General features: G+C 57.2%; 11 protein-coding genes. 6 read left to right on the forward strand and 5 right to left on the reverse strand.

Features of this window, described 5'->3' with window-relative positions; genetic code table 11:
- Positions 1–2: 2 nt before the first annotated feature.
- Complete coding sequence (locus BM205_RS02865; RefSeq protein WP_092412290.1) at positions 3–1,253, reverse strand: Zn-dependent hydrolase; 1,251 nt, start codon at positions 1,251–1,253, stop codon at positions 3–5.
- Positions 1,254–1,313: 60 nt separating this feature from the next.
- Positions 1,314–2,624 carry an MFS transporter gene (locus BM205_RS02870; RefSeq protein WP_092412292.1) on the reverse strand — a complete coding sequence of 437 codons (1,311 nt, stop codon included), beginning with the start codon at positions 2,622–2,624 and terminating at the stop codon, positions 1,314–1,316.
- Between the two features lie 202 nt (positions 2,625–2,826).
- Here BM205_RS02870 and BM205_RS02875 point away from each other — a divergent pair, with 202 nt between their 5' ends.
- The 5 genes from BM205_RS02875 to BM205_RS02895 all read left to right on the forward strand — a co-directional run bounded on the left by BM205_RS02875 (position 2,827) and on the right by BM205_RS02895 (position 9,502).
- A complete protein-coding gene (locus BM205_RS02875) occupies positions 2,827–3,798 on the forward strand; it encodes a LysR family transcriptional regulator (protein WP_092412294.1) in 972 nt (323 codons plus the stop codon).
- 132 nt (positions 3,799–3,930) lie between these two features.
- The gene (locus tag BM205_RS02880) at positions 3,931–4,788 is read left to right on the forward strand and encodes a spermine/spermidine synthase domain-containing protein (protein WP_092412296.1); all 858 of its coding nucleotides are present in this window, start codon (positions 3,931–3,933) and stop codon (positions 4,786–4,788) included.
- 101 nt (positions 4,789–4,889) lie between these two features.
- Positions 4,890–6,671, forward strand: coding sequence for a type IV pilus assembly ATPase TfpB (locus tag BM205_RS02885; protein ID WP_092412298.1), 1,782 nt, complete (start codon positions 4,890–4,892; stop codon positions 6,669–6,671).
- A gap of 402 nt (positions 6,672–7,073) precedes the next feature.
- A complete protein-coding gene (locus BM205_RS02890) occupies positions 7,074–8,180 on the forward strand; it encodes a substrate-binding domain-containing protein (protein WP_092412300.1) in 1,107 nt (368 codons plus the stop codon).
- 101 nt (positions 8,181–8,281) lie between these two features.
- Positions 8,282–9,502 carry a 6-phosphofructokinase gene (locus tag BM205_RS02895; protein ID WP_092412302.1) on the forward strand — a complete coding sequence of 407 codons (1,221 nt, stop codon included), beginning with the start codon at positions 8,282–8,284 and terminating at the stop codon, positions 9,500–9,502.
- Positions 9,503–9,532: 30 nt separating this feature from the next.
- Here BM205_RS02895 and BM205_RS02900 read toward each other — a convergent pair whose 3' ends face one another.
- Positions 9,533–10,558: a class I fructose-bisphosphate aldolase gene (locus BM205_RS02900; RefSeq protein ID WP_092412304.1), complete on the reverse strand. Its 1,026-nt coding sequence runs from the start codon at positions 10,556–10,558 to the stop codon at positions 9,533–9,535.
- A gap of 230 nt (positions 10,559–10,788) precedes the next feature.
- Here BM205_RS02900 and BM205_RS02905 point away from each other — a divergent pair, with 230 nt between their 5' ends.
- Positions 10,789–11,007: a glycine zipper 2TM domain-containing protein gene (locus tag BM205_RS02905; RefSeq protein WP_092412306.1), complete on the forward strand. Its 219-nt coding sequence runs from the start codon at positions 10,789–10,791 to the stop codon at positions 11,005–11,007.
- Between the two features lie 113 nt (positions 11,008–11,120).
- Here BM205_RS02905 and BM205_RS02910 read toward each other — a convergent pair whose 3' ends face one another.
- Complete coding sequence (locus BM205_RS02910) at positions 11,121–11,810, reverse strand: Crp/Fnr family transcriptional regulator (RefSeq protein WP_092412308.1); 690 nt, start codon at positions 11,808–11,810, stop codon at positions 11,121–11,123.
- Positions 11,811–12,010: 200 nt separating this feature from the next.
- Entirely contained in the window at positions 12,011–12,730 is a 720-nt protein-coding gene (locus BM205_RS02915; protein WP_092412310.1) for a Crp/Fnr family transcriptional regulator, read from the reverse strand.
- Positions 12,731–12,752 lie beyond the last annotated feature (22 nt).

Consider the following 12,752-nt stretch of genomic DNA (forward strand, 5'->3'; position numbering starts at 1 on the left):
TGTTATTCCCCTGGTGACGATCTGCCGATCAGGCCGGCGCGCGCCAGTACCGCGCCGAGCAGCACATTCGCACCGCGCGTCACGTCGTCCGGTAAGGCGTCTTCCGCTTCGTTATGCGACAAACCATCGACGCAAGGAATGAATACCATCGCGCTAGGGCAATGGCGCGCCAGATGAATCGCATCGTGCCCTGCTCCGCTGACAATCCGCTCGTGCGAATACCCGAGCGCCTCGACCGCCTGCGCCACCAGCGCCACGCATACCGGATCGAAAGGCGTGGCAGGACTGCTCCAGTATGTAGACACCTGCAGATTCACGCCACGTGCCTGAGCAACGCGGGCACAGGCCCCGCGCAGATCGCGCTCCATCGCGTCCAGTTGTGCGTCGTCAGGGTGGCGCAGGTCGACCGTGAACGCGATCTGTCCGGCGATTGTATTACGGGACGAATTGGGAATATCAACCTGACCGATCGTTATCAGTCCACGCGGTGCATATTGTTCCACTATCTGTTCCAGTTCCGCAGCGATCTGTGCGCAGGCAAAGAATGCATCCTTGCGATAGCGCATCGGCGTCGTACCGGCGTGCGCGGCAACACCTGTGAGTGTGACATCAAGCCAGCGAATCGCCTGGCCGCCTGTCACGACGCCAATCGTCGTACCGTTGTTCTCCAGAACCGGGCCTTGTTCGATGTGTACTTCAAAGTAGGCATCAACCGTATTGCCGGTGGCCGCACGCATGCCGCGATAGCCGCTGCTATCGAGCGCATCTGCCAGCGTAATACCCTGCACATCGCTCTTTGCCAATGCTTCCGCCAGCGGCGTCGCGCCGGTGAAGACTGCCGAGCCGAGCATCGCAGGCGTGAAGCGCGCACCTTCTTCGTTGGTCCACGAGACGATGTCGATCGGCTTGCGGGTCGTCACGCCGGCATCATTCAGGGCCCGCACCAGTTCGAGTCCGGCCAGTACCCCGTACACGCCATCGAAGCGTCCTCCTTCAGGCTGCGTATCGAGATGACTCCCGATCAACACCGGCGCCTGTTCAGCATCCAGGCCGGCCCGCCGCGCAAACACGTTACCGACCTGATCAACACTGACGCTCATGCCGGCATCCCGGCACCAGTGCGAAAACAGGTCGCGACTACGCCGGTCTTCATCCGTCAGCGCCAGACGACGCACCCCGCCACGGGCTGTTGCGCCGACCTGCGCCATCTCCATCAGGCTGGCCCACAGGCGCTCGCCGTTCACTTGCAACATAATCAATCCCTAACAGTAATCTTTAGTAATCATTAAAAATTCGTTTAGAAAAAACAGGTTTCAGACCGCCAGCAGTTCCTCGCCGGCAGCCGCACGGCGCTTGCTTCTGGCGTCGAGTACGACAATACTCAGCAATGAGATGCCCGCCAGACACGTGTAGAAAACCGCCAGTGGCCACCATTGACCAATGAAACGATGTGCCAGATAGGTGCCGGCCAGCGGCGTCAAGCCACCGGCTACAGCACCGCACACTTGATAGGACAGAGAGATTGCCGAGTAGCGCACATTGGTCGGGAACAAGGCACTGACATAACCGGCGATAACCGAATAGAAACCAGCCATGCAGACCACGGCAAGCGCAATGCCGATGACCATGGGAACCACTTCACCGCTCTGCACCAGCACGAACATCGGATAGGGAGAAATCATCGCCGCCAATGCCGCCAGCTTCAAAAACCGGGCACTGCCGATGCGCTCAGCCAGTTTGGCCGCCAGTGGCTGCACGCAGAACTGAATGATGGCAACCGCGAACAGGCAATCGAGTATCAACGCCTTGGTCACCCCGACATATTGGGTGGTGTAAGCGATCATGAATGTGTTGGTGAAGTAGACTCCGGCAATCCCGATCGTGTTCGCGCCGATGCATAGAAACACCAGTCCCGAGGAAGAGCGGAATACTTCGGCAATCGGCAGCTTGACGGTCTTGCGCAACTCCTTGGCTTGCTGGAACTCCGGCGATTCGTTGACGCCGAGACGGATCAGAATCCCGACAATCAACAAAATCGCACTGGCTAGAAACGGCAAGCGCCAGCCCCAGTCCAGGAATGCGGCCTTATCCATCGAGCTGACAGCGCGAAATGCAGTCAAGGCGAGTATCAGTCCGGCCGGACTGCCGAGCTGCGCGAACGAGGCAAAGAAAGTACGACGGCCCTTTGGCGCATGCTCGCCCGCCATCAACACAGCACCGCCCCACTCGCCGCCGACCGCAATGCCCTGCACCACGCGCAGCAGCACCAGCAACACCGGCGCCAGTATCCCGACTTTTGAAAAGGAGGGCAGCAGGCCGATACAGACGGTCGCCACGCCCATCATCATCAATGTCGTCATCAAAGCCTTTTTGCGACCGATCTTGTCGCCCAAGTGGCCAAACACGATCCCGCCTATCGGTCGCGCAAAGAAGCCGACGGCAAAGGTGGCGAATGACGCCATGGTGCTGAAGAACGGATCGTTCGACGGGAAGAACAACTCGCCGAAGACCAGCGCAGCGGCCATCGCGTATATGTAGAAGTCGTACCACTCGATCATGGTGCCGATGAAAGCGGCAGTCGCGGCCCGTACCGGCTGGCGCGAAGAAGGTGTTGAAGCTGTCATGTAATCTCCTTTTAGTACGCTCGCAGAGAGATTGCGGCGCACTTTTTTAAAACGCGACGCCGCCGTTGCGGTCACCGGATACGCCTCAAGCAGCTTGGGAGTACCGCCAAATTGTCGATCCGGCCCTATCATTAGTCAAATTTTCAATTATTATTCACGATATAAATTTAACTAATGTATCTACATCGACAACAATATCCCCATGCGCCTCGACATTTCGCATTATTTGAACAACCGGCTCGACTGGAATCTGCTGCGTACCTACCTGATCATCGTCCAGGAGCGTAGCGTGAGCCGCGCCGCGGCCAGGCTGCACGTCACGCAACCGGCAGTCAGTCAGGCCCTGAAACGGCTGGAAGAAACCCTTGGTCACACTCTGATCCAGCGGCGCGGACCGCACTTCGAAACGACCGCGGCTGGTGAAGAGGTTTACCGGATTGCCGGCGACATCTATGGTCACATCACGCGCCTCGAAACCGAGCTGGATGACAAGACCGACGACATTACAGGCTCGATCCGCTTATTGACGATCAGCCGGATCGACTCCGCCGTTTATGACGAATTCCTGGCCGACTTTCATCGCGCCTACCCCCGGATCGAACTGCAAATTGAAGTGATGCGTTCGTCGGACATCATTTCTTCGCTCCTGCAAAAAACCGCAACGGTAGGTTTGAGCCTGTGCCGCAGCCCGATTGACAAGCTAGAGCGGCACTGTTTTCTGCGGCAGCGCTATGCACTGTTCTGCGGCCCGCACCATCGCCTGTTTGGCCGTTCACAACTCACCATGAACGATTTACTGGCAGAGAATTTTGTCTCGTTCACCAGCGACCAGATCGGCGACAGCCTGTCGCCGCTGACGGTATTTCGCGATCAGAAGGGATTTACGGGGCGTATCGTGGCATCGTCTCCGAGCCTGGATGAAGTTCGGCGCCTGATCTTTGCCGGCTTTGGCATCGGCTGCCTGCCGGAGCATATTGTGCGAGCTGACCTGGCCCAGCAGCGCCTGTGGCGTCTGCCGCCGGATGAGGGACTGATCGATGTCGACGTAGATGTATTGTGGAATCGCGAGCGCAAGATGAATGCTGCCGATCTTGCCTTTCTCGCCAGCATACAACGCTGCATGCAACGCTATTCTCTGCAGGAGCGGCTTGAATCTGGAATCGGCGGTATCTAACACTTGCACACTGCCATTTTGACAACACCCGGACAACATTTACCCAGGAATTGCTCCTGTGGCGCGGTATCATTGGGAGATAGTCATTTATTTTTTGATCCAACTCTATTTGTTGCTACTAAATTTCACCTAATGCTGATCAAACGCAAATCCATCGAAGCCGATGCCAACCGCATGGCCGGTCCCCGCAAAGCAGCTCCCCGGATGGCCGGCCCCGGCAAACATCCGGCAAAAGACGCCGTCAAGGCCGCACGCAAACCCAAATTCGCCCCGGTAACCTTGTCCGAACAAGACGGCGTACGCTTCCTCCATTTCGGCACCGAATGGGTGCAAGGCGCCATGCGGCTGCGCAAGCCTGACTGGCCTGAACTGGAATACGCCCAGCAGATGATGGCCTGGATGCTGTTTAATCCGGAACCGCAACACATCGTGCAACTGGGCCTGGGCACCGCGGCGCTGACCAAGTTCAGCTATCGCCAGTTTCCTGAGGCCCGTGTCACCGCAATCGAACTGAACCCGTCGGTATTGGCGATTTGCTCATTGATGTTCAAACTGCCCGCCGACGACGAACGGCTGTCAGTGCTGGAAATGGACGCCATGGATTACGTGCTCGATCCGCATAACCACGACACCATCGATGCCCTGCAGGTCGATCTGTACGACGCCACCGCACGCGGCCCGGTACTGGATACGCCTGAGTTCTACAGTGCTTGCGCAGCTTGCCTGAAGGATGACGGTATCATGACGGTCAACCTGTTTGGCGACCATCCAAGCTATGCCAAGAACCTGAAAGCCATGAAATTTGCCTTCGACGCTGTCTGGTGCCTGCCAGAAGTCCACGAAGGCAATGTCATCGCCATCGCGTTCAAAAAAGCGCCGCCAGTCGATTTCAGCGCCTTGTACGAGCGCGCAGCCGAAATTACCGCAGCCACCAGGCTGCCGGCCAAATCGTGGGTCAATGGATTGAAGGCCTGGCATTCGCCGCAGTAAGAGATAAAGAGATTAATGTAGTGCTTCTCAATTCAATTCAATTCAATTGAAGATAAGCACATCAGATAAACCTGGCTCAACCAACCGACATCCCTATTGCAATGAACACTGCATCGCAAAAAACCTTGGACTTGCAGCAAATCTTCACCTGGTTGCTGAACGATGGCACGGTCGACAAAAACGAAGTCAAACTCTTTTACACCCAGGCGCAGGGAATTTTCCGCAACGCTCCGATTGCGATCCATCCACTCAATGCGGTCGCCCAGTGCAAACGCCTGTCGGCGCTGCCGCCGCACCGCGCCATCACGCTCGAGTGGCTCACCGAGTGGCTGGCGCGCCAGGTGCAAATGCCGTTCTACCGGATCGACCCGCTGAAGATCGATTTCGCCAAGGTCGCCGACGTCATGTCGGCCAGTTATGCCACGCGCTTCAATATCCTGCCGGTTGAACTGAGCCTGACCGACCTGGTGATTGCCACCGCCGAGCCGTTCCGCACCGAATGGCAGGCGGAAATCGCCAAGATTTCACGCCGCAACATCCGCCTGGTGATTGCCAATCCGCTCGATATCACGCAATACATCACGCAGTTTTTCACGCTGGCGAAATCGATCAAGAGCGCCCACAAAACAGGCGGACAAGATCTGGCGCTGCGGAACAACTTCGAGCAACTGGTTGAACTCGGTAAATCCAACAAGCAAGTCGACGCCAACGACCAGCATATCGTCAATATCGTCGACTGGCTGTGGCAATACGCGTTTGAACAACGCGCTTCCGACATCCACATGGAACCAAAGCGCGATTTCAGCGCCATCCGTTTCCGTATCGACGGCGTCCTGCATCAGGTGTACCAGGTGCCGGCGGTCGTCATGATTGCCATGACCGCGCGTATCAAATTACTGGGGCGGATGGACGTTATCGAAAAGCGCCGGCCGCAGGACGGCCGTATCAAGACCCGTACCGCCGGCGGCCAGGAAATCGAACTGCGCCTGTCCACCCTGCCGACTGCCTTCGGCGAGAAACTGGTGATGCGGATTTTCGATCCGGATGTGGTGGTGAAAACCTTGCCGGAACTGGGCTTCCCGACTGACGATGCCTTGCGCTGGGATGCGCTGACCAAGCGGCCGTATGGCATTATCCTGGTAACCGGCCCGACCGGCTCCGGCAAAACCACGACGCTGTATACCACGCTGAAGGCGCTGGCCACTTCCGAAGTCAATGTCTGCTCAGTAGAAGATCCGATTGAAATGGTGGAGCCTTCGTTCAACCAGATGCAGGTCAACCACGGCATCGACCTCACCTTCGCCGACGGCGTGCGGGCTTTGATGCGGCAGGATCCGGACATCATCATGGTGGGCGAAATCCGCGATCTGGAAACTGCGGAAATGGCCATCCAGGCGGCCCTTACCGGCCATCTGGTACTGTCGACCCTGCATACCAACGATGCGCCGTCGGCAGTGATGCGCTTGCTGGAACTGGGGGTGCCTTACTATCTGCTGGAAACCACCTTGATCGGTATCATGGCGCAGCGCCTGGTGCGCACGCTTTGCATCCACTGCAAAAGCGCAGACGGCCATGTCGCCGATGAAGTCTGGGCCACGCTGGTTGAAAGCTGGAACCTGCCGAAACCTGCCACCATCTATCATCCGGTAGGCTGCCCGGAATGCCGCCAGACCGGCTACCGTGGACGTACCGGCCTGTACGAACTGCTGTCCGTCACCCAGCCGTTCTCAAAACTGATCCAGACCGAAACCGACATCCACGCGCTGAAACAGCAAAGCATCGCCGATGGGATGAAACCATTGCGCCTGGCCGGCGCGCTGAAGGTAATGGAAGGCGTCACCACGGTAGAAGAAGTCTTGAAAGTCACTTCGGCCCTGACCTGAGCCGCAATCCGCCGGTCGCCGGCATCTACCGTTACCGATAAGGGCTACCCGTCTTCGCGACAGGTAGCCCTTTCGTTATTTTGCCCCCGGTACGCAAACGTCGGGCATCGATATAGATAAGATTATCGAAATAATAATTTTATTTTCATAAATACATTCCATGCGGCAACTCTAGAATAGATTTCCAATAGACAAGCATTTAACCTTTGCGTAAGCTAAGGCACGCTGCTGCCGACGCCGTTTTCAACGCCTGCCAATCTGCTTGAAAACGGCGTCAATACTAGCTCAGGGAGAAATATGGCGGTTGCAGTACAGGGAGTAGTCAGGAGCTTTTAGTTTGCAATAAAAAAAACAAGCGGGAAATCCGCTCCGACCATACGCAGTCAAATCCGGATAAAAATAATGAAATTGATCAATTTTAATTTCGTAACGGTAGTACTTGTCTTTTGTTTAACCAGTTCAGCATTCGCCCAGGAAGATCCAACGCTATACCTGAACCGCGCCAACGCCAGAATCGCCAAGGCGATGGCCTTCAAAACCACCTGGGACGGCCCCACCAGCGGCCCGAAAATTCCGGCACAAAAAAAATCGATTGTACTGATTGCCTCTAACCTCAAGAACAATGGCGTCATGCGCGTTGCCAACGGCGTCAAAGAAGCGGCGGCAGTAGCCGGCTGGGACGTTTTTGTGATCGATTGCTGGGGTGTCAACAGCAAACACGCGGAAGCCTTCAGCCGGGCGCTTGCCTTGCAGCCGAATGGCATCGTCCTGGCTGGAATCGACGCCAACGAACAACCTAAGGAAATGAACAACGCCAACGCCCAGAAGGTGCCGGTGATCGGCTGGCATGCCTCTACCAGGATCGGCCCCAGCGACGGCTTGTTCACCAACGTCACCGCAGATCCTAAAGAAGAGGCGTTGATTGCAGCCCTGTTAGGAGTAGTCAATTCAAACGGCAAGGCCGGGGTGGTGATTCTCACCGATCCCAACAGCCTGTATGAGCAGTCGAAATCGAACGCGATAGTGGCTGCAATCAAACAATGCCGGACCTGCAGCTTGCTCAGTGTAGAAGCACTGCCTGTAGCCACCACCGCCGACAAGATGCCGGCCTTGCTCACCTCGCTGACGCAACGTTTCGGTAAAAAATGGACCCACATCATCGGTGTCAATGACAACTACCTTGATCTGCTGGCAACGCCGGCCTCGGCGGCGATTATCGCCGGCAACAAGATTGAGGCGCTATCAGCCGGAGAAGGTTCTGAATCGGCCTATCGACGCATCCGCAGCAAGAGCTTCCAGGTCGCCACCGTGCCGGAACCGTTCAGCCAGCAAGGCTGGCAAATCATCGATGAGTTGAATCGCTCGTTTGCCGGCGAAAAAGCCAGCGCCTATGCCACTCCTGCATATCTGCTCACAGAGCAGAACATCGCATTTCACGGCGGTCCGCAAAACACCTTTGAACCGAATAACGGTTACCGCGCGGAGTATAAGAAAATCTGGGGGAAATAAGCTATTGCCCCGAAGGCCGTTAGCCCGCGCCTGCACGATGGGGGTAGAATCGGAAAGTGGCAGCTCCGTTCAACGATAGTGAATGTTCAGGGAGAATGCAAATGCAATCCAGAAGAATTCTTATCGCGCAAGGCGGCGGCCCTACCGCCGTCATCAACCAATCGCTGGTGGGAGTGGTCCTGGCAGCGCGCGGCATACCTGATGTCGACCTGGTGTACGGGGCACGCAATGGTGTGCGCGGCATAGTCAACGAAGACTTTCTCGACCTCGGCCAGGAAACCGGCAGCAACCTGGAACTGGTGGCTAACACGCCATCTTCCGCGCTGGGATCGACGCGTGACAAACCCGACCTCAAATATTGCCAGGAAATTATCCAGGTGCTGCAAGCGCACCAGATCAATCATTTTTTCTATATAGGCGGCAACGACTCATCCGACACGCTGCGCATTCTCAGCCTGGAGGCGGAAAAGCTGGTCTTTCCGTTACGCTGCATCCACATCCCCAAAACCATCGACAACGATCTGGTTAGCAACGACCACACGCCAGGCTTTCCGTCGGCGGCGCGCTTCGTAGCCCAGGCATTTGCCGGCGCCAACCTCGATAACGCGTCCCTGCCCGGCGTCTATGTCGGCGTGGTGATGGGTCGGCACGCCGGATTTTTGACGGCGGCATCGGCGCTAGGCAGAAAATTCCCCGATGACGGGCCGCATCTGATTTATCTGCCGGAGCGTGTTTTTGTACTGGAGAAATTCCTGGCCGATGTGAAACAAGCCTATCAACGCTTCGGCCGCTGCGTGATTGCCGTTTCCGAAGGCATACACGATGCATCGGGCACGCCTATCGCCAGCCTGCTGGCGAAGACGGTGGAGCGTGATGCCCACGGCAACGTGCAACTATCCGGCAATGGCGCCCTGGCCGATTTGCTGTGCGAAGAGATCAAGTCGAAATTGAATATCAAGCGCGTCCGCGGCGATACCTTCGGCTATCTGCAGCGCTCGTTCATGGGCTGCGTATCTGATGTGGACCAGCGAGAAGCGCGTGAGGTCGGTGAAAAAGCGCTGCAGTTTGCGGTGCATGAAGGCCGCAACGGCACGGTCGCCATCAAGCGTAACGGTGCTTACTCGGTAGACTACGAATTGCTGGATCTGGATGTGGTAGCAGGTAAAACCAGGGTCATGGAAGACGAGCTGATCGCTGCCAGCGGCACCGACGTCACCGATGCTTTCCGACTCTACCTGCAACCCTTGCTGGGATCGGGCATGCCGGACGGCTTCCGCCTGCGCGCTCATCCGGTCGCCAAGATACGGAATACCTCTGGCTGATCCGCGTCCGCCCTGTCCACCCTGCCCCCCTTATGGCGGCGTAGCCTCCATGGCGCTATCGTACTTGCCGAGATGCGCCAGGCCGTTCAACTGGCAACGGCGGAAGAAGGTTTTTTGTGCTTCGGCCACGTTCTGTTCCAGTCCCTTCCACGCCGTCAACACCGGCGCCTGCAGCGCCCGTCCGTATGAAAAACTCACCGGCCAGGGATGCGCGCCGAGCCGGTTCATGGCATTCAAATGGGCCGTTGCATCTTGTGCGCTTTGCCCGCCCGACAAAAAGACAATGCCAGGCACGGCAGCGGGCACATAACGTGTCAAGCAACGCATGGTAGCCTCGGCAACTTGCTGCACATCGGCTTGCTGCGGGCACTTCATGCCGGCGATGACCATGTTGGGCTTGAGCAGCATGCCCTCGAACGCGACGCGCTGCGCATCCAGTTCGGCGAACACAATTTCCAGCACCTGTGAAGTTACCGCCTCGCAGCGCTGGATGCCATGGGAACCGTCCATCAGCACTTCCGGCTCAACGATAGGCACAATGCCGACTTCCTGGCACAGCGCTGCGTAGCGCGCCAGCGCGTGGGCATTGGCCTGGATGGCAGACGCACTCGGGATGTCGCTTTCATAAATCTCGATCACGCCGCGCCATTTGGCAAACCTGGCGCCCAGCTGTTGATACTCCTGAAGGCGTTCGCGCAAGCCGTCCAGTCCTTCGGTTATTTTTTCACCCACATGCAATGCCAGCGGCTTGGCGCCGCCATCTACCTTGATGCCGGGGATGATGCCGCGGCGCGTCAGCAGCTCGGCAAAAGGCGTTCCCTCCGCACTGCTCTGCCGTAACGTCTCATCGTACAGAATGACGCCACCGATATAAGGCTCCACACCCTCGGTAGTGAACAGGATTTCGCGATAGCGACGGCGGTTCTCTTCCGTGCATTCAAGTTTGATTGCATCGAACCGTTTCTTGATGGTCGGCCCGCTTTCGTCCGCGGCCAGGATACCCTTCTGTTGCGCAACGATGGCGCTAGCCACCGATTTTAGCTCGTCGATATTCATAGCTGGTTACTCCCGGTAGTTACTCCCAGTCTTGACTGCAGACTGCGAAAAGTACTTCAGAACATGCTGCCACGAATGCGGCGGCGAGGCAACCGGCTGCGAAATCGGACAAGTTACAAAATGCATGCTTAGGTGCGCCACCGCACCGACCGATTACTGTTTTGAGGTTATGTTCAAAGCCAGGGTGTAGGCATTTCCCTATAACTCAATATTTGACAAAGAGGTGTTCCATGAAAACGAACCAAAAACTTTCAGTCGGTGCAATGACTCTGCTCATGGTGCTCGGTTTGAGCGCATGCGACGGCATGTCCCGCCGCGGCACGGACACGGCGATCGGCGCCGGTATAGGCGCCGTCGGCGGTGCAGTATTGACCAACGGTAGCGCACTTGGCACCGTCGGCGGCGCTGCGGTTGGCGGTGTAATCGGTAATCAGGCAGGAAAGCGTTAATTCGTTAATTGCGTGGCGGGGCCGATACGCTTGCTCCTGACAAAATTGTCGGCGTCTTGCTATAAAAATAGCAGGCCGCGGCCCGCTTCCACGCGTGTTTCAGTGATCGCTAACTACAGCAACGCTGCATAAGCCTCCCGATCTACCGCATAACAACCGCATGCAGCAGCTTCCAGCCCTGGTCGGTCAAGCACCTTGAGTTGGCCGCGCCGATACTCTATCAGCCCGTCACGCTGCAAGGCGCTGGCGGCAGCTGTGATGCCTTCGCGGCGTACACCGAGCATGGCAGCCAGGAATTCATGGGTAACGTGAAAGTGGTCGGAATGCGCCCGATCCTGGCTCATCAAGAGCCAGCGCGCCAGGCGCGGTCCGATCAAATGAAAACGCAGGCACGCCGCCGAGGTGATCATCTGCGCCATGCGTACATATAGATAATTGTGCATGCCGCGTTGTAAAGCCGGGCTGCACGCTAGTTCGCTACGGAAGGCGCTGACACTTATGCGCCGCACAGTGCCTGGGTTTTGTACCAGCGCATGCACCGGCGCCATGGCCACCCCCAGCGCCATCTGCCCTCCCAACATGCCTTCCCGCCCCACCATGCCAACCTCCACACCGGGGCTGCCATCAATCAAAGCCAACAGCGAAATCGATGCTTCGATAGGAAAATAGACATGATGGATAGGCTTGCCTGGCTCGCACAATATTTCATCCGGCTCCAGATTAATCAATTCGCTGACGGCAAGCAGACGCAACCGCTCCCTACGCGGAAGCAGTTCGATTAAATGATTCTCGACGGTGCCCAAACCAGTTCTCCGGTTAATGCCGGCCCACCACCTTAATTTGCGTGAGGCCGGGGCGAGATGAAGATCGCGTTATTGGCAAATACAATGTCGGGTAGTAACAGTAGTTTGCAGCCGGCATTCACGCCTGACTGTCTGTTAGCACACATAGGGGAATTTAATTGCCGCGCCCGATGTAGAGCGGCCGGGCGGACGGTCTTGATTCAGATTGCCAATTTATCAGGAAGCAGCCGGTCGCACTCCTTCTTGACCACTGCATAACATTCGCAGGTGCGTTGCTCTAGCCCTTCCCGGTCCAACACAGTGATGTGTCCGCGCACATAGCGTATCAGCCCTGCCGCCTGCAAACTTCCCGCAGCCTCGGTAACGCCTTCACGACGTACGCCGAGCATGTTGGCGATCAATTCCTGCGTCATCACCAGATCGTTGCCCTGCAATCGATCCAGGCTTAACAGCAACCAGCGGCATAGCTGCTGGTCCAGCGAATGGTGCCGGTTGCACACCGCCGTCTGCGACATCTGCGTGATCAAAGCCTGGGTGTAGCGCAACAGCAGGTGCAGCACCGGGCCGGCGCGGTTGAACTCCTCCTTCATTACCTGCGCCCGCAGCCGAAAACCCTGGCCGGCGCTTTGCACCACTGCGCGGCTAGGGGTGGATTCGCCACCCATGAACAGGGAAACGCCGACGATGCCCTCGTTACCCACCACGGCGATCTCGGCCGAGGCGCCGTCTTCCAGCAGATACAGCAGCGAAACGATGGACGTTGTCGGGAAATAGACATAATTCAGCGTGCTACCCGATTCGTACAGTACCTGGCCGAGCGGCATTTCGACAGCTTCCAGCTGTGGTAGCCAACGCTGCCATTCAGCGTACGGAAGCGCGGCGAGCAAATGGTTTTTCCTGGGATCCGGAGGCTTCTCCATGATGAAACTCCAAGGCTGGTTT

The organism is Collimonas sp. OK307, assembly GCF_900113705.1.
In the GTDB taxonomy this organism is placed as follows: Bacteria; Pseudomonadota; Gammaproteobacteria; order Burkholderiales; family Burkholderiaceae_D; genus Collimonas.

Excerpts from the sequence above, each read along its gene's own strand:
- BM205_RS02890 (WP_092412300.1), top strand. The coding sequence starts at position 7,074 with ATGAAATTGATCAATTTTAATTTCGTAACGGTAGTACTTGTCTTTTGT.
- BM205_RS02880 (WP_092412296.1), top strand. The coding sequence starts at position 3,931 with ATGCTGATCAAACGCAAATCCATCGAAGCCGATGCCAACCGCATGGCC.
- BM205_RS02870 (WP_092412292.1), bottom strand. The coding sequence starts at position 2,624 with ATGACAGCTTCAACACCTTCTTCGCGCCAGCCGGTACGGGCCGCGACT.
- BM205_RS02905 (WP_092412306.1), top strand. The coding sequence starts at position 10,789 with ATGAAAACGAACCAAAAACTTTCAGTCGGTGCAATGACTCTGCTCATG.
- BM205_RS02900 (WP_092412304.1), bottom strand. The coding sequence starts at position 10,558 with ATGAATATCGACGAGCTAAAATCGGTGGCTAGCGCCATCGTTGCGCAA.
- BM205_RS02915 (WP_092412310.1), bottom strand. The coding sequence starts at position 12,730 with ATGGAGAAGCCTCCGGATCCCAGGAAAAACCATTTGCTCGCCGCGCTT.
- BM205_RS02875 (WP_092412294.1), top strand. The coding sequence starts at position 2,827 with ATGCGCCTCGACATTTCGCATTATTTGAACAACCGGCTCGACTGGAAT.
- BM205_RS02865 (WP_092412290.1), bottom strand. The coding sequence starts at position 1,253 with ATGTTGCAAGTGAACGGCGAGCGCCTGTGGGCCAGCCTGATGGAGATG.
- BM205_RS02885 (WP_092412298.1), top strand. The coding sequence starts at position 4,890 with ATGAACACTGCATCGCAAAAAACCTTGGACTTGCAGCAAATCTTCACC.
- BM205_RS02895 (WP_092412302.1), top strand. The coding sequence starts at position 8,282 with ATGCAATCCAGAAGAATTCTTATCGCGCAAGGCGGCGGCCCTACCGCC.